Annotated in this window: 11 protein-coding genes; 3 read left to right on the top strand and 8 right to left on the bottom strand. The window is 72.1% G+C overall.

Going from position 1 to position 20480, the window contains the following annotated elements; translation table 11 throughout:
• Positions 1-6: 6 nt before the first annotated feature.
• The 3 genes from KUM44_RS22955 to KUM44_RS22945 form a co-directional block, all read right to left on the bottom strand.
• A complete protein-coding gene (locus KUM44_RS22955; protein ID WP_217210500.1) occupies positions 7-3561 on the bottom strand; it encodes an ATP-dependent DNA helicase in 3555 nt (1184 codons plus the stop codon).
• A 115-nt stretch (positions 3562-3676) separates the two neighbouring features.
• A complete protein-coding gene (locus KUM44_RS22950; protein WP_217210499.1) occupies positions 3677-7153 on the bottom strand; it encodes an ATP-dependent DNA helicase in 3477 nt (1158 codons plus the stop codon).
• 257 nt (positions 7154-7410) lie between these two features.
• Positions 7411-7818 carry an MGMT family protein gene (locus KUM44_RS22945; protein ID WP_217210498.1) on the bottom strand — a complete coding sequence of 136 codons (408 nt, stop codon included), beginning with the start codon at positions 7816-7818 and terminating at the stop codon, positions 7411-7413.
• A gap of 186 nt (positions 7819-8004) precedes the next feature.
• Here KUM44_RS22945 and KUM44_RS22940 point away from each other — a divergent pair, with 186 nt between their 5' ends.
• The 3 genes from KUM44_RS22940 to KUM44_RS22930 all read left to right on the top strand — a co-directional run bounded on the left by KUM44_RS22940 (position 8005) and on the right by KUM44_RS22930 (position 14160).
• Positions 8005-10767 (top strand): lysylphosphatidylglycerol synthase transmembrane domain-containing protein, encoded by a 2763-nt coding sequence (locus KUM44_RS22940; protein ID WP_217210497.1) that lies wholly within the window; start codon positions 8005-8007, stop codon positions 10765-10767.
• A 163-nt stretch (positions 10768-10930) separates the two neighbouring features.
• Positions 10931-12478 (top strand): alpha/beta hydrolase, encoded by a 1548-nt coding sequence (locus tag KUM44_RS22935; protein ID WP_217210495.1) that lies wholly within the window; start codon positions 10931-10933, stop codon positions 12476-12478.
• A gap of 134 nt (positions 12479-12612) precedes the next feature.
• On the top strand, positions 12613-14160 hold the full coding sequence (locus KUM44_RS22930; RefSeq protein WP_217210492.1) for an alpha/beta hydrolase: 1548 nt from the start codon (positions 12613-12615) through the stop codon (positions 14158-14160).
• Between the two features lie 119 nt (positions 14161-14279).
• Here KUM44_RS22930 and moeZ read toward each other — a convergent pair whose 3' ends face one another.
• The 5 genes from moeZ to KUM44_RS22905 form a co-directional block, all read right to left on the bottom strand.
• Complete coding sequence (gene moeZ, locus KUM44_RS22925; RefSeq protein ID WP_217210491.1) at positions 14280-15458, bottom strand: adenylyltransferase/sulfurtransferase MoeZ; 1179 nt, start codon at positions 15456-15458, stop codon at positions 14280-14282.
• Between the two features lie 63 nt (positions 15459-15521).
• Positions 15522-16301, bottom strand: coding sequence for a spherulation-specific family 4 protein (locus KUM44_RS22920; protein ID WP_217210490.1), 780 nt, complete (start codon positions 16299-16301; stop codon positions 15522-15524).
• A complete protein-coding gene (locus KUM44_RS22915; protein WP_217210489.1) occupies positions 16289-17293 on the bottom strand; it encodes an NAD(P)-dependent oxidoreductase in 1005 nt (334 codons plus the stop codon). Before KUM44_RS22915 ends, KUM44_RS22920 begins: the two co-directional genes overlap by 13 nt.
• Positions 17294-17455: 162 nt before the next feature.
• Complete coding sequence (locus tag KUM44_RS22910) at positions 17456-18769, bottom strand: hypothetical protein (protein WP_217210488.1); 1314 nt, start codon at positions 18767-18769, stop codon at positions 17456-17458.
• Entirely contained in the window at positions 18766-20439 is a 1674-nt protein-coding gene (locus KUM44_RS22905; protein ID WP_217210555.1) for a DUF3492 domain-containing protein, read from the bottom strand. Before KUM44_RS22905 ends, KUM44_RS22910 begins: the two co-directional genes overlap by 4 nt.
• Between the last annotated feature and the right edge of the window lie 41 nt (positions 20440-20480).

The following is a 20480-nucleotide window of genomic DNA, read 5'->3' as shown; positions in this document are numbered from 1 at the left end:
ACGAGCCTATCGGCCCGCACCGACATCCTCTGTGGGCGGTTCCTCACATCCGGCCTCCGCGACCGCCTCCTCGGTCAGCAGCCGCTCCAGCGCGGCTCGGCCCGGCAGGTCGTCCGGGCGTACGACCTCGCCGCTGCGGACGTACAGGAACACGGCGTCGACCGACCCCAGGGGCACCCCCTGCTGCTCGGCCCAGGCGAGCCGGTACAGGGCAAGCTGGAGCGGATCGGCTGTGCGGCTCCGGCTGGTCTTCCAGTCGACGATCTCGTACGTCGTCGCCCCCTTGGCGTCGACGTCCTTGTACACGGCGTCGATACGGCCCCGTACGACGCGGCCGGCGATCACGAGCTGGAACGGGGCCTCGACCCGGTACGGCGTGCGGTGCGCGTACTCCGTGCGCTCGAAGGCGTCCTTGAGGGCTTCCAGGTCGCGCTCGTCGGCGATCTCGGCCTCGCTGCCGGGCAGGTCCTCCGGCTCCAGCATGGGCAGCGTCAGCTCTTCGAAGCGGGCCTCGACCCAGGCGTGGAATCGGGTGCCTCGACGTGCGGCGGGTTGCGGGGGGCGCGGCATGGGGCGCGCGAGTTCCTGCGCGAACCCGTCGGGGTCGGCGGCCAGCCGCAGCAGCTGGGAGGCGGTCAGCGACACGGGCAGGGGCACGTCCGTGACGCTGGCGCGGGCGCGCAGGAGCTCCCCGGTGAGTGCGTCGAGGTCGCGGTCCCAGGAGGCCATGGTGCGGGCTTCCTCCGGGGTGAGGGGCGCCGGTTCGGTGGGGTGGGGGCGAGCGGCGGGCTCCGGGGACTTCGCCTGGTGCGGGACGGTCGGGAGGCCTGTCGGCCGGTCCGTGGTCCAGGTGTCCCAGTCGCCGGGGCCCTCTTCGTGCGGGCGGTCCGCCTCGAAGGGATCGTCCGCCTCGAAGGGATCCTCCTCCTCGAAGAGCTCGTCGGGAAACTCGTCAGCGAACTCGTCGTCGAACGCTTCGTCGTCCGGAGGCGCAGGCCAGTCCGGATCCTCGTAGGTGTCCGGGTCGTGCGTCGCGGCGAGGTGGCCGTCCTCGTGGGAGCTGAGGTTCTCCAGGTGGGCCAGGACCGTCTCGGCGGCCGCGCGACGTCTGGCGAGGGCGGCGTCGTCGAGGGGCAGGGGCCACACCTGGTCCGCGGTCTCCCGGTGCAGGGCCGGGTTCTCCTCGCCCTCGGCCGGCTCGTCGGCCCACGCCTCGATCTCGCCGTGCCCGGCAGCGCAGTGCTCGTACAGGGCTTGGAGAAAGTCGGAGGGGCCGCGGGGCTTCTTCTGGCTGGGGCCCCACCAGTGGCCGGAGCCGAGGAGCAGGGAGCGGGGGCGGGTGAAGGTGACGTAGCCGAGGCGGAGTTCCTCGGTGTGCTGGTGTTCCTTCATGGCTTCGTGGAAGGCCTTCAGGCCGCGGGAGTCCCAGGAGGCGACGTCGGGGAGCGTGTCGGTGTCGCCGCGCAGTTCGTGCGGCAGCACCTTGCCCTGCGCGGTCCACTTCTCGCGGCCCTGGGTGCTGGGGAAGGTGCCGGTGACCAGGCCGGGGACGGCGACGACGTCCCACTCCAGGCCCTTGGACTTGTGCGCGGTGAGCACCTTGACGGTGTTCTCGCCGCCGGGCAGGGCGTTGTCCAGTCCCTTCTCGTACTGGGCGGCGGTGCGCAGGAAGCCGAGGAAGGCGAGCAGGGTCGCCTCGTGGTCGCCGGCCGCGAACGAGGCGGCGATGTCGAGGAAGTTGGACAGGGTCTCGCGGCGGCGGGCGGCCAGCGCGTGCGGGGAGGCCGACAGCTCCACTTCCAGGCCGGTGACGGCGAGGACGCGGTGCAGGACGTCCATCAGCGGGTCGGAGAGGGAGCGGCGCAGGTCGCGCAGTTCGGTTGCCAGGCGCGCGAACCGCACGCGCGCGTCCGGCGAGAACGGCAGCCTGTCGTCGTCACCGTCGCCGTCGAGCGGCGTCTCCAGGAATGTGTCGAGGGCGTCCGCGAGGGAGATCACCTCGGCGGGGTCGACCCCCTCGACCGCCTCGGCGAGCCGACGGTCCGGATCGTCGTCGCCGTCCACGCGCGCGTGGGACACCAGCATCCGGGCGCGGCGCCCCAGGAGGGCGAGGTCGCGCGGGCCGATCCGCCAGCGCGGGCCGGTGAGCAGGCGGACCAGGGAGGCGTTGGCGCCGGGGTCCTGGAGGACCTCGCAGACGGCGACCAGGTCGGCGACCTCGGGCAGGTGGAGCAGCCCGGACAGCCCGACCACCTCGACGGGGACGTCCCGGGCGACGAGTGCGCCCTGGATCTCGGCGAAGTCCGTCGCCGTACGGCACAGGACGGCGATCTCGCCGGGTTCCTTGCCGGTGCGGACGAGATGCGCGACGGAGTCGGCGATCCAGTCGATCTCCTCGGCGTGGGTGGGCAGCAGCGCGCAGCGGACCGTGCCGTCGCGCTCGGCTCCTGGGGCCGGGCGTAGCGCCTCCACGCCCGCGTGCAGGGCGCGCAGAGGCTCCGCGAGACCGTTGGCCAGGTCGAGGAGGCGGCCGCCGCTGCGGCGGTTCTCGCTGAGTGCCTGGCGGGTGGCGGGGCGGCCGTCGGCGTGGGGGAAGTGCTCGGGGAAGTCGTCCAGGTTGGCGACGGAGGCGCCGCGCCAGCCGTAGATCGCCTGGCAGGGGTCGCCGACGGCGGTCACGGGATGGCCGGTGCCGTCGCCGAACAGGCCCGCCAGGAGGACGCGTTGGGCGACGGACGTGTCCTGGTACTCGTCCAGGAGGACGACGCGGAACTCGTCGCGCAGGACGCGGCCCACTTCGGGGATGCCGGCGAGCTGTGCCGACAGGGCGATCTGGTCGCCGAAGTCGAGCAGGTCGCGCTCCCTCTTGGCGGCGCGGTAGCGGACCACGAGGTCGGCGAGTTCCCGGCGTGCGGCGGCCGCCTCGGGGACCTTGCGCAGATCGGCGTTGGTGAGCTTGGCGCCCTGGAGGCCGAGCAGCAGCTCGGCGTCGTACGCGCGCAGGTCCTCGGGCCTGACGAGGTGCTCGGCGAGTTCGGAGTCGAGGGCGAGGAGGTCGCTGACCAGGTCGGCGAAGGATCTGGTGAGGGCCGGGTACGGGCCCGGGGCCTCGCGCAGCACGCGCGCGGCGAGCTGGTAGCGGGTGGCGTCGGCGAGCAGGCGCGAGGTCGGTTCGAGGCCGATGCGCAGACCGTGGTCGGTCAGCAGACGGCCGGCGAAGGCGTGGTAGGTCGAGATCACCGGCTCGCCCGGCGGGTTGTCGGGGTCGATGACGTCGGGGTCGGTGACGCCGGCCTTGATGAGCGCCTTGCGGACGCGCTCGGCGAGTTCACCGGCGGCCTTGTTGGTGAAGGTCAGGCCGAGGACCTGTTCGGGGGCGACCTGGCCGGTGCCGACCAGCCACACCACGCGCGCCGCCATCACCGTCGTCTTGCCCGATCCGGCTCCGGCCACGATCACCTGCGGGGCGGGCGGCGCGGTGATGCAGTCCGTCTGCTCCGGAGTGAACGGGATACCGAGGAGCTCCTTGAGCTGATCGGGATCGGTGATACGGGCGGGCACATCGCAGAGGCTAGCCGCGGGCACTGACAGTGGGTGCCGGATCGGCCCTCGGGGCTGGGAGAAGCGCAGGTCAGCACGGGAGGTGCGATCGGTCACTCCGGTCGCTGACGATGCGTCACTCGACCACGTGCCGCCCCTCCGGCCGCGCGCTGCACGACGCCCGGAACGCGCAGTGGGTGCAGTGCTGGCCCGCGGTGGGTGTGAACCGTTCGTCGAGGACCTTGCCCGCGGCCGTGGCGAGCAGGTCGCCGACCCACTCCCCCTCGCCGCCGTCCAGGGGCTCCTGCCCCTGCACCTTGGGCAGTGTCTCCCCGCCGTCCCGCTTGGCGGCGCCCTGGCGCAGCTGGACGAGTTCCGCACCGCCCGGCTGGGGGCGTACACCGTCGAAGGCCTCGTCGACAGCGCCCTCGTGGACGGCGAGCTGATAGACGGCGAGCTGCGGGTGGCGGGCCACTTCGGCAGCGCTGGGTGCCTGCTTGCCGGTCTTGAAGTCGACGACGTAGGCACGTCCTTCGCCGTCGGCCTCGACGCGGTCCATCTGGCCGCGGATGCGCACCTCGAAGTCGCCCGCTTCGAGGGTGACGTCGAAGTCGTGTTCGCTGGCCACCGGCGTGCGCCCAGCACGGTCTGTCACGTGCCACTTCAGGAAGCGTTCGAGCGCCACGCGCGCGTTGTCCTTCTCCTGCGCCGACTTCCATGGCGCGTCGAAGGCCAGCGCGTTCCACACGGAGTCGAGGCGCTCCATGAGGACGGCGAGGTCGGCCGGGGTGTGCCCGGAGGCGACCTCGTCGGCGAGGACGTGCACCACGTTGCCGAAGCCCTGGGCGACGGTCGCGGGCGCGTCGGCCTTCACCTCGCGGCCCAGGAACCACTGCAGGGAGCAGGTGTTGGCGAGCTGGTCGAGGGCGCTTCCGGAGAGCACCACGGGCTGGTCGCGGTCGCGCAGCGGCACCTTGGACTCGGTGGGCTCGAACATGCCCCACCAGCGGTAGGGGTGCGCGGAGGGGACCAGCGGGCGGCCGTCCTCGTCGGCGAGCGCGGCGAGCCTGGCCAGCCGGCGGGCGGCGGCCTCCCTGAGGGTGTCCGACGCGCGCGGGTCGACCGTCGTCGCCCGGAGCTCGGCGACGAGCGCGGCGACAGCCAGGGGGCGGCGCGGGCGGCCCGTGACGTCCCTCGGTTCGACGCCGAGCTCGGTCAGGAAACGGGAGGGCTGGTCGCCGTCGTCGGCCGGGGCCTTCACCGCCGTGACGACGAGGCGTTCACGCGCGCGCGTGGCGGCGACGTAGAACAGGCGGCGCTCCTCCGCCAGCAGGGCTCCTGGGCTGAGCGGTTCGGCGAGTCCGTCGCGGCCGATGCGGTCGGCCTCCAGCAGGGACCCGCGACGGCGCAGGTCCGGCCACAGGCCCTCCTGGACGCCCGCGACGACGACCAGGCGCCATTCCAGCCCTTTGGAGCGGTGCGCGGTCATCAGGCGCACGGCGTCGGGGCGTACGGCACGCCGCGTGAGGGTGTCGGCGGCGATGTCCTCGGCCTCGATCTCCGCCAGGAAGTTCAGGGTGCCCCGGCCGCCGGTGCGCTCCTCCGCGCGGGTCGCCGTCGCGAACAGGGCGCATACGGCGTCGAGGTCACGGTCGGCGTTGCGGCCGGCGGCGCCGCCGCGGCGGGCGGCCCGCTCCAGGCGGGTGGGCCAGGGTGTGCCCTCCCACAGGTCCCACAGCGCCTCCTCGGCCGTACCGCCTCCCGCGAGACGCTCACGGGCCTTGCGGAGCAGCGCGCCGAGGCGCTGGGCGCCACGCGCGTACGTGGGATCGTGCACCGCCAGCCGCTCCGGCTCGGCCAGCGCCCGCGCCAGCAGCTCGTCCGAGGGCGGCGGCAAGGGGTTGCCCGCGGCCCGCTCCTCGTCGCGCAGAGCCCGCCCGAGACGGCGCAGATCGGCGGCGTCCATGCCGGCGAGGGGGGAGGCGAGCAAGGTGAGGGCGGTCTCGGTGTCGAGCCAGCAGGAATCGGGGGCGGGCTGGTCGGCGGAGGCACGGCCCTCGGTTTGGCCCTCGGTTTGGCCCTCGGTTTGTCCCTCGGATTCGGTCTGGGTTTCGGTCGCTTCCTCGGTGCGGACGTCACCATCACCGATGCGTACGTCGTCGCCAGTACGGGCGTCACCGCCGCCGGCAGGCACGTCACCGTCGCCCCGCGCGGGCCGCGCCTCCGCCGTGGCCACCGCACGCAACGCCGTCAGCAGCGGCGCCACCGCCGGCTCGTGCCGCAGCGGCAGGTCGTCGCCGTCGATGTCCAGGGGCACCCCCGCCGCGGTGAGCGCCCTGCGCACCGTCGGGATCGTGCGCGACCCGGCGCGCACCAGGACGGCCATCTCGCCCCAGGGCACGCCGTCCTCCAGGTGTGCCCTGCGCAGAATGTCGGCGATGTTGTCCAGTTCGGTCCCGGCTGTCGGGTATGTGAAGACCTCGACACGGCCGCCTTCACGGATCGGGGCGAGCTCCCGGTGGGCTCGCGCCTTCTCCGCCGGGAGCCGGGTGAGCGGCATGCGCTGGGTCAGCAGCCGGGTCGCGGCCAGCAGGGCGCCTCCGGAGCGGCGGGAGGTGCGCAGGACCTCGACGGGTGCGGGGCGGCCGTCCGCGCGCGGGAAGGCATGCGGGAACTCCAGGATGCCGTTCACGTCGGCGCCCCGGAACGCGTAGATCGACTGGTCGGGGTCGCCGAAGGCGACGAGGGCCCGCCCGCCCGCGGCGAGGGCGTGCAGCAGCCGTACCTGGGCCGGATCGGTGTCCTGGTACTCGTCGACGTACACGGCGTCGTACTGCGCGGCGAGCCACTGGGCGGCATCGGGGCGGCGGGCGAGGAGCACCGCGCGGTGGACGAGCTCGGCGTAGTCGAGGACGCCCTGCATGTCGAGCACGTCGAGGTACTCGGCGAGGAAGGAGGCCGCGGCGCGCCAGTCGGGGCGCCCGATGCGGCGGGCGAAGGCGTCGAGCGCGTCGGGGCCGAGGCCGAGTTCGCGGCTGCGGGCCAGGACCGCGCGGACCTCGTCGGCGAAGCCTCGCGTGGTCAGGCAGGCGCGCAGTTCGTCCGGCCAGCGCACATGGGCGAGTCCGAGCCGCTCCAGGTCCGGCTGGCCCGCGAGCAGCTCCCGTACGGTCACGTCCTGCTCGGGGCCGGACAGCAGCCGCATCGGCTCCACGAACAGGTCGCTGTCCTGGTGGGCGCGGACCAGGGCGTAGCAGTACGAGTGGAACGTGGTCGCCCGGGGCGCGCGGGCCGCTCCCATGCGCAGCGCCATACGGTCGCGCAGCTCGACGGCGGCCTTGCGGCTGAACGTCAGCACCAGGATGCGCTCCGGGTCACCGCCACGGGCGATGCGGGCCGCGACCGACTCGACGAGCGTGGTGGTCTTGCCGGTGCCCGGGCCTGCGAGAACGAGCAGCGGGCCGGTCTTGTGGTCAACCACGGCGCGCTGTGCCGCGTCCAGACGAGGGGGAGCCGTTCGTACGACGGGAGTCCGCACCAGCCGGTAAGCGCCACGGGTCCCCTGTCGCACCTGAGGGTGCGACAGGCGCCTGGTGGAGGAAGAGGAGCTCACGTGGTTCGCCGGTCCTGGTGGGTGTGCTGGTGGGACGCCCCTCGCGCGTGGAGGGCGGTGGCCGCGGGGTGAGGGCGACACGCGCAGCCGACGCTACGCCGACGGATGGTGCGGAAGCAGAGCTTCCGATTCATCCCTCGGTTCACTTGGGACACGTACGTCCCTCACCCCACGAACGTACGTCATGCCACGGACGTGCCCTCTTTCCCTCATACGGATCACGGGTCACACAGCGGGTCCTCCGATGGCGGAAGCTGTCAGGTGTGACCCTGTGCGCGTTCGCCGCCGTCCCAGCGCGCCCGCCTCATGTCGAGGCGCGGCAGGTGGCCCTCGGCGGCCCTGCTCGCCTCCTTCAGCGGCGTGCCCTCCGCGCGGTAGCACTCCAGCGCCCTCAGCTCGTGCCCGGGCAGCAGGACCCCGTCCGCGCGGACCACCCGCCACCATGGAACGGCGCCCCCGTAGAGGGCCATCACACGGCCGACCTGGCGGGGCCCGCCCTCCTCCAGCCACTCCGCGACGTCCCCGTACGTCATGACGCGGCCCGGCGGAACCAGCTCGGCGACCTCGAGGACCCGCTCGGCGTACTCCGGCAGCGCGTCCGCGTGCTCCGGGCGGACGTCGTCGCGGTCCGGGCGATCAACGTCCGGGAGACTCTCCTCACTCATCCGGCCCATCCTGCCCCACCCCACCGACAATGTGACGCGCTCGCCACTGTGCGTGTGCCTCGCCCTGCGGCGGCGCTTCGGGCAGACTGTGCGCCCCCGCATTTGCACCCTGATGCCCCCGTGTGTCGGTGGAGCATGCCACCATCGTGCGGGCGGTGACTGGTGATACGAGATCAAGAAGAGACGATGAAGCAGCAGGGTGCGCACCCGGAGGACGCGGAAAGCACCTCTGACGCTTCGTCGCGCCCGGGCACCGCGAACGCCGGCAAGAAGGACACCGGCGACGGCGGCGACAGGGGCAGCGACAGCGACACCGGCAAGAAGGACGAGGCCGCGTACGACCTGGACGAGGCGCACGTCGACGAGGTCGAGGGCGACGAACCTCTGCTCCCCGCGCGCGTGCACCGTCCCTCCGACCTGATGCGGCTCCTCGTGGGCGTGCTCGGCATCGTGCTGCTGCTCGCGATCGCCGCGTTCGCGCACGGCACCACCTCGGGCCTCGAACAGGACATCAACAAGGGCACCGGGCAGGCGCCCGACGTGTTCAGCAAGATGGCCGGGCTCGTCTCCAGCATCGCCATCCTCCTGGTGCCCGTCGCCTTCGCGATCGAGCGGCTCATCAAGCGGGACGGGCTGCGGATCGCCGACGGTGTCCTCGCGGCCGTCCTCGCGCACGGGGTGACGCTCGCGACGGACCTGTGGGTCGCGCGGGCCGCCCCGGAGTCGATCCGGGACGCCCTCACCCAGCCCTCGCCCGGTGACATCGGCTCTCTCACCGACCCGGTGCACGGGTATCTCGCGCCGGTCATCGCGTACATGACAGCCGTGGGCATGTCCCGCAGACCCCGCTGGCGTGCGGTCCTCTGGGCGGTCCTGGTCCTCTACGCCTTCTCCATGCTGGTCACCGGCTACACCACGCCGTTCTCGATCCTCCTGACGCTGCTGATCGGCTGGACCGTCGCCTACGGCACGCTGTACGCGGTCGGCTCGCCCAATGTCCGTCCCACCGGACGGACCCTCATGGCGGGCCTCAGGCACGTCGGCTTCCGCCCGGTGAGCGCGGCCCGCGAGGAGATCTCCGACACGCAGGAGACCGGCGACCGCGGCCGGCGCTACTTCGTCACCCTGGAGGACGGTCCGCCACTGGACGTGACAGTGGTCGACCGGGAGCAGCAGGCGCAGGGCTTCTTCTACCGCGCGTGGCGCAATCTGACGTTGCGCGGATTCGCCACCCGAAGCAGCCTCCAGTCGCTGCGCCAGGCCCTGGAGCAGGAGGCGCTGCTCGCCTACGCGGCCATCGCGGCCGGTGCCAACGCGCCCAAGCTGATCGCCACCTCCGAACTCGGCCCGGACGCCGTGATGCTGGTCTACGAGCACACCGGCGGGCACACCCTGGACTCGCTGTCGGACGAGGAGATCACCGACGATCTGCTGCGCGACACCTGGCTCCAGGTCAAGGCGTTGCAGTCCCGGCGTATCGCGCACCGCAGGCTGGTGGGTGACGCGATTCTGGTGGATCGTTCCGGCAAGGTGATTATCACCGACCTGCGCATCGGCGAGATCGCGGCGAACAGCCTTCTGCTGCGCATGGACATCTCCCAGCTGCTGGTGACACTCGGCCTGCGCGTGGGAGCCGAGCGCGCGGCGGCCTCCGCGGTGAGCGTGCTCGGCCCCGACGCGGTGGCCGACTGTCTGCCGATGCTCCAGCCCATCGCCCTGAGCCGCTCCACGCGCGCGACGCTGCGCAGACTGGCCCGGGAGAGGGCCCAGCGCGAGCGCGACGCCGTACTGGAGGCGTCCAAGCACGCGAAGCATGCCCGCAGCGAGGAAGCCCCGAGCGAGGCCGGGCCGGCCCTCGACAAGCCGGACAAGAAGACCGTACGGGCGCAGGCGCGGGCCGAGAAGCGGGCCATCGACGAGGCCCTGGACGAGGCGCGCGAGGAGGATCTGCTCACCCAGATCCGCCACGAGGTGCTGCGGATCAGGCCGCAGGCGCCGGTCGAACCGGCCCGCCTGGAGCGGGTGCGGCCGCGCACGCTGATCAGCTTCATCGCCGGTGCCATCGGCGCGTACTTCCTGCTGACGCAGCTCACGCACATCGAGTTCGGCCCGCTCATCTCCAACGCGCAGTGGGGCTGGGTGGCCGCGGCCGTGCTGTTCTCGGCGGCCAGCTACTTCGCGGCGGCGATGGCGCTGCTGGGCTTCGTGCCCGAGCGGGTGCCGTTCCGGCGGACGGTGGCGGCTCAGGTCGCCGGGTCGTTCGTGAAGATCGTCGCGCCGGCCGCGGTCGGCGGTGTCGCCCTGAACACCCGTTTCCTCCAGCGCGCGGGAGTGCGGCCGGGGCTCGCGGTGGCAAGCGTCGGCGCGTCGCAGCTGTTCGGGCTCGGCTGCCACATCCTGATGCTGCTGTCCTTCGGCTATCTGACCGGCACCGAGAAGACGCCGTCGCTGTCGCCGTCCCGGACGGTCATCGCGGGTCTGCTGACGGTGGCGGTGCTGGTGCTCGTGGTGACCTCGGTGCCGTTCCTGCGGAAATTCGTCGTCACGCGCGTGAGGTCGCTGTTCGCGGGTGTCGTCCCGCGCATGCTCGACGTGCTGCAGCGGCCGCAGAAGCTGGTCACCGGCATCGGCGGCATGCTGCTGCTGACCGCCTGCTTCGTAATGTGCCTGGACGCCTCGATCCGCGCGTTCGGCAGCGAGGGCACCTCGCTCAGCATCGCCAGCGTGGCCGTCGTCTTCCTGGCGGGCAACGCCCTCGGCTCGGCGGCGCCGACCCCGGGCGGCGTGGGCGCCGTGGAGGCGACCCTGACCGTCGGTCTGATCGCCGTGGGCCTGCCCAGCGAGGTCGCCGCGCCCGCGGTGCTGCTGTTCCGCCTCCTGACGCTGTGGCTGCCCGTGCTGCCGGGCTGGCTGGCCTTCAACCATCTGACCCGCAAGGGCGCCCTGTAGCGCGAGGCGGCGTACCGGGGCAGCGGGACTTGTCGTACGTACGACCCAGCCGGACGACCGCGGCGTCGTACGTTGTAAGGGCACGGAACAGGTCAAGGCACCGCCGTACCTCGTACGGCTCGCGCCCCGAGCGCCCCACCCCGTACGACCCCAGGATGGGACCATGCCGAACCCGCCCCGGACGCGTGCCGCTGCCCTGACCGCCGCAGCCCTGCTGCTCTCCTCCTTGCTGGCGGGATGCGGCGACGACGACCCCGGGGACGAGGATCTGACGGCCCAGGGACTGAGTTGGAAGGACTGTCCGGCACCCTCCCAGGCTCAGGGCGGCGCGGGCAGCCCGTCGCCTCTGCCGGACGGCGGATCGTGGCAGTGCGCCACGATGAAGGCGCCCCGCGACTGGGACGAACCCAAGGGCGACACGATCGGCATCGAGCTCATCCGAGTGCGGACCAACGGCGAGGCGAACCGGCGGATCGGCTCGCTGATCTTCAACTTCGGCGGGCCGGGCGTCTCGGGCGTCACCACACTGCCCTCCTTCGGCGAGGCCTACGAGAAGCTGCGCACCCGCTACGACCTGGTGAGCTTCGACCCACGCGGGGTCGGCCGCAGCACTCCCGTGCTGTGCGAGAACGACCAGCAGCTCGACGCCTTCTTCCAGCAGGACACGACACCGGACGACGCCACCGAGCGGACCGAACTGCTGGACAACACCAAGGAGTTCAACGAGGCGTGCGAGGACAACTCCGAAGGGATGCTGCCGCATGTGCGCACCACCGACGCCGCCCGCGACATGGACCTGATGCGGCAGGTCCTCGGCGACGACAAGCTGCACTACTTCGGCATCTCCTACGGCACCGAACTCGGCGGCGTCTACGCCCACCTGTTCCCGGAGAACGTGGGCCGCGCGGTGTTCGACGCGGTGGTCGACCCGACGCAGAACTCCGAGCAGGGAACCTTCGGGCAGGTAAGGGGCTTTCAGCTCGCGCTCGACAACTTCGCCGAGGACTGCACCTCCAAGCCCGAGGACTGCCCGATCGGCGACACCGCCCAGGACGTCAAGGACCGCATCGCGAAGCTGCTGAAGGACCTCGACAGCAAACCGATCCAGGGCGTCTTCCCGCGCGATCTGACGCAGAGCGCGGCGACCAACGGCATCGCGCAGGCGCTGTACTCGAAGGATCTCTGGCAGTACCTCACCGAGGGTCTGGAGCAGGCGTACGACGGTGACGGCAGGATCCTGATGCTGCTGTCCGATTCACTGAACGGGCGGAGGGAGAACGGCGAGTACAGCAACATCACCGCCGCCAACATCTCGATCAACTGCTCCGACGACAAGCCGCGGTACACCCCGGAATACGTCGAGCGCAAGCTTCCCGAGTTCCGGGCCGCCTCACCCCTGTTCGGCGAGGCCTTCGCCTGGTCCCTGCTCAGCTGCACCGACTGGCCCGTGCCGGGCGCCGCCGACCATCCCGACGTCAGCGCGCCCGGCTCGGCGCCGATCCTCGTGGTGGGGAACACAGGTGACCCGGCCACGCCGTACGAGGGCGCTCGGCGGATGGTGGAGGCGCTGGGCGCGGGGGTGGGTGTGGAGCTGACGTACAAGGGTCAGGGGCACGGGGCCTACAACAGCAAGAACAAGTGCGTGCAGGATGCGGTGAACGGATACCTGCTGGACGGGAAGGTGCCGGCGACTGGCGCGGTCTGCTCCTGAGACCGGCACAGCACCAACAAAAGTGCAGGTCAGAGAGTTATCCACAGGCCCCGACGGCCTGATGGTGATCCGCCTACTATGGCCTGACCGCCATCCGCGGCACGGTGCGGACGGCCTGCGAGGGGGGAAGTGAGATGGCGCGTTTCGTACTGTGGACGGCCCTGACGGCGGCCGCTGCCCTGTTGGCGACGGGTTGCAGCGGCGGCTCGTCGGACGGTGCGGATGCCGAGGGGAAGACGAGCGGCACGGGATCGCCGGCCTCCTCCGCCGGCTCGGGGGCCCCGCTGCCGTCGTCACTGACCTCGCAGAAACTCGACTGGGGGCGCTGCAAGGCCACCGGTGGCTCCCCCGCACCGGGCGACGAGTGGCAGTGCGCGACGCTCAAGGCGCCGCTGGACTGGGCCGAACCGGCGGGCAGGACGATCGACCTCGCGTTGATCCGCGCCAAGGCCACCGGAGACGACCGCATCGGCTCGCTGCTGTTCAACTTCGGCGGCCCCGGCAGCTCAGGGGTGTCCACACTGCCGTGGTACGCCTCCACCGCATCCGAGCTGGGCAAGCAGTACGACCTGGTGAGCTGGGACCCGCGCGGGGTGGGCGCCAGTGACGGCGTGCGCTGCCGCGGCGACAAGGAGATCCAGGCATCCGAGTCCGTGGACATCACACCGGACTCACCGGCCGAGGAGACGGCGTACTTCCGGGACGCCGCCGCCTTCGGGAAGGGCTGCGAGAAGTCCGAGGGGCCGCTGATGGCCCATGTGTCGACCACCGACACCGCCCGCGACATGGATCTGATGCGCCAGGTTCTCGGCGACAGGAAGACGCACTACTTCGGCATCTCCTACGGCACCGAACTCGGCGGTGTCTATGCCCACTTGTTCCCGAAGAACGTCGGACGGCTGATCCTGGACGCGGTCGCCGACCCGAGCGCCGACTCCGCGGGGCATGCCGAGAACCAGGCCAGGGGGTTCCAGCGCGCGCTGAACAACTATCTCCGGTCCACCGGCCAAGGCGCCGAGGAGGGTACGCGGAAGATCGTGACCCTGCTGAAGCGGATCGACGCGAGCCCGCTGCCCACGTCGTCCGAGCGAAAGCTCACGGAGACGCTCGCGCTCACCGGCCTCGTCCAGCCGCTGTACAGCGAGTCGCGGTGGCCGACCCTGACCAGCGCCCTGGAGGCGGCCGAGCAGGGCGACGGCTCGGAACTCCTGGCGCTCGCCGACAGCTACAACGACCGCGACCCGTCGGGTCGCTACGGCACGGGGTCCCACTCACAACGGGTCATATCGTGCCTGGACGACAAGCAGCGGCCGACGGTCGAGGAGACGAAGAAGCTGCTGCCGAGGTTCGAGAAGGTCTCACCCGTCTTCGGTCCCATGCTGGGCTGGGACACGGCAGGCTGGTGTCACGACTGGCCGGTGGCCGGGCAGTACGACACCCCGCAGGTGAGCGCGCCGGGTGCGGCACCGATCCTGCTGGTCGGCAACACCGGCGACCCGGCGACGCCCTACGAGGGCACCCGGAGGATGGCGGACGAACTGGGCAAGGGCGTCGGTGTGGTGCTCACCTGGAAGGGCGAGGGTCACAGCGCGTACGGGAAGGGGAGCGACTGCGTCGACTCCACGGTGAACGCGTATCTGCTGGATGGGACGGTGCCCGAGGACGGCAAGGTCTGCTCATGACGACGGCGGGGGCTTCGAGCACCCGTGGTGCTCGAAGCCCCCGCCGTGGGAGCCATGTGCGCCTTACCGGCGAGACAGTCCGGTCAGCAGACCGGCTCGGGTCAGCAGACCGGCTCGGGTCAGTAGACCGGCTTGTCCGGCTCGATCTGGTTGACCCAGCCGATCACGCCGCCACCGACGTGCACGGCGTCGGCGAAGCCCGCGGACTTCAGGACCGCGAGGACTTCCGCACTGCGGACACCCGTCTTGCAGTGCAGGACGATCTTCTTGTCCTGCGGAAGGCCCTCAAGAGCGGAACCCATGAGAAACTCGTTCTTCGGGATCAGCCGGGCGCCGGGGATCGAGACGATCTCGTACTCGTTGATCTCGCGGACGTCGATGATCTCGATGTTCTCGCCGTCGTCGATCCACTCCTTGAGCTGCTTGGGAGTGATCGTCGAGCCGGCGGCCGCCTCCTGGGCCTCCTCGGAGACGACGCCGCAGAAGGCCTCGTAGTCGATGAGCTCGGTGACGGTCGGGTTCTCGCCGCAGACCGCGCAGTTCGGGTCCTTGCGGACCTTGACCTGGCGGTACTGCATCTCCAGGGCGTCGTAGATCATCAGACGGCCGACCAGCGGCTCACCGGTGCCGGTGAGGACCTTGATGGCCTCGGTGACCTGGATGGAGCCGATGGACGCACACAGCACGCCCAGCACGCCGCCCTCGGCGCAAGAGGGGACCATGCCGGGCGGCGGGGGCTCCGGGTAGAGGCAGCGGTAGCAGGGGCCGTGCTCGGACCAGAAGACGGAGGCCTGACCGTCGAAGCGGTAGATCGAGCCCCACACGTACGGCTTGTTCAGCAGCACACAGGCGTCGTTGACCAGGTAGCGGGTCGCGAAGTTGTCCGTGCCGTCGACGATCAGGTCGTACTGGCTGAAGATGTCCATCACGTTGTCGGCCTCGAGCCGCTCCTCGTGAAGGATCACGTTCACGTACGGGTTGATGCCGAGGACGGAGTCGCGCGCGGACTCGGCCTTGGAGCGGCCGATGTCGGCCTGGCTGTGGATGATCTGACGCTGGAGGTTCGACTCGTCGACCTCGTCGAACTCCACGATGCCGAGCGTCCCGACGCCCGCCGCGGCCAGGTACATCAGTGCCGGCGAGCCCAGGCCGCCGGCGCCCACACACAGCACCTTGGCGTTCTTCAGCCGCTTCTGCCCGTCCATCCCCACATCGGGGATGATCAGGTGGCGGGAGTACCTGCGAACCTCGTCTACGGTGAGCTCGGGGGCCGGCTCGACCAGGGGTGGCAGCGACACGGGGACTCCGTTGGTCGGTCGATCACTACGGTTGTTCTCTCCGTAACAGTGCCATGGCCTTTTTCATTCCGAGACACCTGTTCCGATCTGCGAGACGATTTCGTCCCAGTAGCCGGGCATGGCCTCCCAGGGGTCGGTGCGACCGCCGCGGTCCGTGCGGTCGGTGAACCAGACGGTCGCGGCGCCCTGCCAGCGGGCGATGCGCAGCGCCTCGTCGAGGTGGCCGAGGGGCACTCCGTGGACGAAGTGGCAGAAGCGGTCGGGCGGGTAGTCGGCCGTCCACTCGGCCACCTGCGACCAGCGGTAGTCGCTCCACGAGCCACGGAAGGTGACCAGTTGGTCGGCGCACTCCGCGTAGCCCGGGTGAGGATGGGTGCCATGGCCGAGGACGATGTGGGCCTCGTCACGCAGCGCGCGGAGCGTGGTGGCCGTGCGGCGGACCTCGGGCAGAGCGGCGCGCTCGGTGGGGCAGCGGTCCAGGAAGAAGCCGTCGACCCGGTACCAGTCCAGATAGCGCTGGGCCTCGGAGATCACCTCGCCGAAGGCGCGGGCGCCGCGTGCCGTGTCGAGTCGGGCTGCGTCCAGGTGGGCCGTGTCCAGGTGGCCGAGGACGCGGACGCCCGCGTTGTGGAGCATGCCGGCGGCTTGCAGGCAGTGCGGGTCGGGGCGGGCTCCGGGGCCCTCGGCGACGTTGAGGACGACCCAGTGCACGGGGGTGCCGGGCCGGGTGAGTTCGCCCCACTCGGCCGGGGCGAGCAGGGGGTGCGCATAGCCGGGGACGCCGAGGCCGGTGCGGAGGCCCGTGCTCGCCGTGATCGGCGTGGTACCGGTCAGATACGGCATGCCGCCTCCATCCAGATGTCACCCAGAGACTCCTCCAGGTTGATCCGGGGGCGCCAGCCGAGCCGGTCTCGTGCCGTGCGCACGTCGGCCTGCTGCCAGCTGCCGCAACCGTCCGGGTACGGGTACACCACCGGGGCGGACTGGCCCGCGTGCGCGGCGTGGACCGCGTGGGTCACGTGCATCGCGTGGTCCGAGTCGGCACGGGGGTGCCCGATGGACGGGCGCAACGGGCTTGGCGGACCGTCGAGTTCGTGGAGGGCGCCGCCGTAGCCGGCCACGCGAGCGAGGACGGCGGCGGCGTCGCGAAGACGGACGGCGCGGCCCGAGCCGATGTTGATGACGCCCTGCGCGGCGGACAGTGAGGCGGCGTGGACGGCGCGGGCGACGTCGCGGACGTCGACGAAGTCGCGTTGGGCGCCGAGGCCGGTGAGTTTGAGCTCGCCGTCGCCCGACTGCATGGCGCGACGCATGGCCTCGGCGAGTCGGCCGAGAGGGGAGCCGGCGGGGGTGCCGGGGCCCGCGGGTGAGAAGACCCGGAGGACCACGGCGTCCAGGCCGGAGCCCAGGACCAGTTCGGTGGCGGCGAGTTTGCTGACGCCGTACGGGCCGCCGGGGCGGGGGACGGCGTCCTCGGCCGTGGAGGAACCGGGCTGGCTCGGGCCGTACTCGGCGCCGCAGCCGATCTGCACGAGGCGGGCGCCGCAGCCGCTGCGGCGCAGCGCCTCGCAGACGGTGGCGACGGCGACCGTGTTGTGGCGGGTGAGTTCGCGGGCGCCGCCCCTGGTGGCACCGGCGCAGTTGATGACGACGCCGGGGTGGACCGCGTCGAGGAAGCGGGTGAGGGCACCGGGGCTGCCGGACGCGAGGTCGAAGCGGACGTCGGCGTCGTCACCGCGGCCGAGGGCGGTGAGCTGGACGGCGGGGTCGGCGAGGAGACGGTCGGCCACGAAGCGCCCGAGGTAGCCGTTGGCTCCGATCAGCAGGACTCTCATCGGGCGGCTCCCGGGGCCGAGGTGTGGTCGGGTCGGGAGGTGATCATTTGGGGTTCTCCTTCAAGGGGTCTCAGACGGAGGAGGTCGGGGGTGGTGATGCCTCCGGTTGTGGGGCGGTGGGTGCTGTGGTGCGCGCGGCGGTCGGTGCCGCTCGGCGGGGGTTCACGGCTGGTCCCGCGTCGCGTGTGCCGAGGCCCTCGTGAGGGTGCGGGTCGCGTGCAGCAGCAGGACGAGGGCGGCCGTGCCGCAGGCGGCGGTGGGGATGGCGGCCGGGCCACAGGTGTCGATGAGGGTCTCGACGGGGGTGGCCAGCCAGGCGCAGTCGGGGAGGCGGGCCGCGAAGAGCGCGGTCAGGGCGGTCGCCTCGGCCGAGGCCGCGGCGGTGAGGACGAGCGCGGGGGCGTGGGTGAAGCCGTGGGCGGTGAGGAGGCGGGCGAGGAACAGGAGGCCGCCCAGGGTGAGCGTCTGCGGGTAGGCGGCGGGCTCGTCCAGGGCGGCGGTGGTCAGGGTCAGCAGGGCCGTCAGCGCGCAGAGGTAGAGGGCGAAGGTGCCCAGGAGCAGGGGCTTCGCGGAGGTGGCGAACTCCTCCAGGGCCCTGCTGGACGAGAGTTTGCGACGGGCCCGCACCGCGAGGAGGTGGGCGCACCACGCCGCGGGGGCGCAGGAGAGGACGAGGGCCAGGACCGGGGCGGTGGTGAAAGGCCAGGGGCCGTCGGCGGCCCCGTCGGGGAGGGCGTCGGGCCCTCCGGTGGCCGCTGCCTGGAGGAGTCCGTCGCCGAGGAGGGCGTAGGCGACGAGCCAGGTGATCCGGGTGGCGCAGGGGTGTCTGCGGTCCGTGCCGGCGAGGGGGCCTCGGGCCAGGGCCGCGCGCAGGGCGAGGGCCACGGCGAGTGCTCCTGCGGCGGCCGCGATCAGGCGGGACTGGCCGTGGGTGAGATGCAGGGCGGTCACGGCCGCTGTGCAGAGGGCTCCGGGGAGGAGGCTGAGGAGGATCCAGTCGGCCCGTGCGCGGGGAGTGTCGGGGCGCGGAGGGCTGTGGGGTGCGTCGGCGTCGCGGGGCGCTCGGGCGTACATCTCCTCGGCGAGGGAGAAGACGTCCCGGTGCAGGAAGCGTGACGCGGTGCGGTCGGTGATGCCGTGGGCCTCCAGGCCGGCAGCGATCTCCAACGGGTCCACCGCGCGTTCGCACAGAGCACGGTGACGGTGCATCAGCGCCTTCACGGGGTCGGCGCCGGTACGGCGGGAGGGGGCGGGGCGAGGGCCGGTGGTGCGGGTGGAGGTTGGTGCGTCGACGGGGGCGGGCCACGAGTCGGCGACATCCTCATGAACGTCCCCCTCCGCCGTTTCCTGGCGGTCCCCCTCCGCCCTGCCCGGGGCGTCTCCCTCAGCCGAGAGCCACTCCTCCGATCGCTCGTCCCAGGCCCCTGGGCTGATAGGAGCCCCGGGGCGGTCCAGTCCGCCAAGGCCGCTGCTCATCGCGCTGCCTCCGTCGCCACCAGGCGGGCGGTGCGCTCGGTCCAGCGGCCGGGGACATGGGCTTCGGCGGGGACGGCGAAGGGCAGCGGGTCTCCGGCCTCGTCCAGAACGAGGCGGCGCACCGGCGTGCGCGAGACGATCTCGAGGTAAATGCCGTGAAATGCTGCGATGTTCTGCTCGACGGTGAACAGTTCGAGCGCACGCGCGCGTGCGGCTGCGCCCAGCCGTTCACGGCGCTCGGGGTCGCGCAACAGCGCCACACAGGCCTCGGCGAGCGCCCGCGGATTGCGCGGCGGTACGACCAGACCGGTGCCGCCGATGACCTCCACCACCGCGCCGACGTCGGTGGACACCGTCGCGCGCCCGCTGAACATGGCCTCGACCAGGCCAATCGGAAAGCCCTCGACGACGCTGGACAGGACGGCCACCGCGCCCGAGGCGTACGCGTCGGCGAGGGTCGGGATCTCCGGGGCGCCGACCTCCTCGAAGGTGACGGGATTGTCGCCGACGGTGTGCGGGCCCTCGGCCTCGTCGGGGAAGAGTTGCGCGGCCAGCGCCCTGCAATGGCCGAGATAGGCGGCGCCCTCCGCACCTGACGGGGTGCCGACGATCCGCAGGCGGGTCTTCGGCTCCTTCTTGCGCACCTCGGCGAAGGCGTGCAGCAACGACACGATGTCCTTGGCCGGTTCGATACGGCCGACCCAGATCAGCGAGTCCGGGTCCGCACACTCCGGGGCCTCGCCGACCTCCGCGAAGCGGGAGGCGTCCATGCCGGGGTAGACCGTGCGGAGCTTCGCGCGGTCGGCGCCGCAGCGCTCCTGCCAGCGACGGGCGTGGCCGTTGCCGGGCGTGATGAGAGCGGCCCGGGCGTAGGCCTCGGCGGCGAGCCTGCCGTGCAGGGCGGCGAGCAGGGAGCGTACGGCGGGCGAGGCCTCAGGGGCGGCCAGGTAGTGCGTGCGCAGGCGGACGCCGTACTCGGTCAGCAGCAGTGGTACGCCGCTGAAGTGGTGGGCGAGCAGGCCCGGCAGGGCGGCGGCGCCACCGGACGTGGCGTGACAGAGGTCGACCGAGCCCAGGCCGTCGTCCTCGTACCAGTCGAGCGAGAGGGGGCGCAGGGCGTGTTCCAGATGCGCGGCGAAGGCCAGCAGATCGGGTACGCGCGCCTCGCGCGCCGTGCGCAGGGCGCCCCGCGCTCGGCAGGCGCGCTCAAGGGTGCGTACGGCGGCCTCGGAGCGGAGCGCTCCCACCAGCCCGCCCTCGTCGCGGGCGAGTTCGGCGAGCCCGTACAGCGCGTTGGCGAAACGGTCCGCCTCAGTGGCCGACATGTGCTCGGAAGCTCCGGATGCGTCTGCGGCGGCCCCAGGCCCCTCTGCGACGCCGCCCGCGCAGAGCGCGGCCACCAGCTCGCCGTAGCACTCGGCGAACCTGCGGCGCGCACGGCGCCCGTACACCACCCCGTCATCCTCGGCCGTCCACAGCGGCGCCGTGCGCACGCGGCTGACCTGCGGTGGCAGCGGGACCCAGCCCTCGTCCTCCTGGCGCTCGCTGCGGCTGAGCGCGTAGATGTCGAACTCGTGCTGCCCGAGCCCGCGCACGAGCCGGTCGCACCAGAGCCTGGCGTCACCGCTCACATACGGATAGCCACCCTCCGCAATCAGTCCGATGCGCACGAGCACACCCCCGATCTCCCTAAGGGGAGCCGCCGTTCCCC

This window comes from Streptomyces sp. AC550_RSS872 (genome assembly GCF_019049285.1).
In the GTDB taxonomy this organism is placed as follows: domain Bacteria; phylum Actinomycetota; class Actinomycetes; order Streptomycetales; family Streptomycetaceae; genus Streptomyces.
This window is presented reverse-complemented; position numbering and strand designations above follow the sequence as displayed.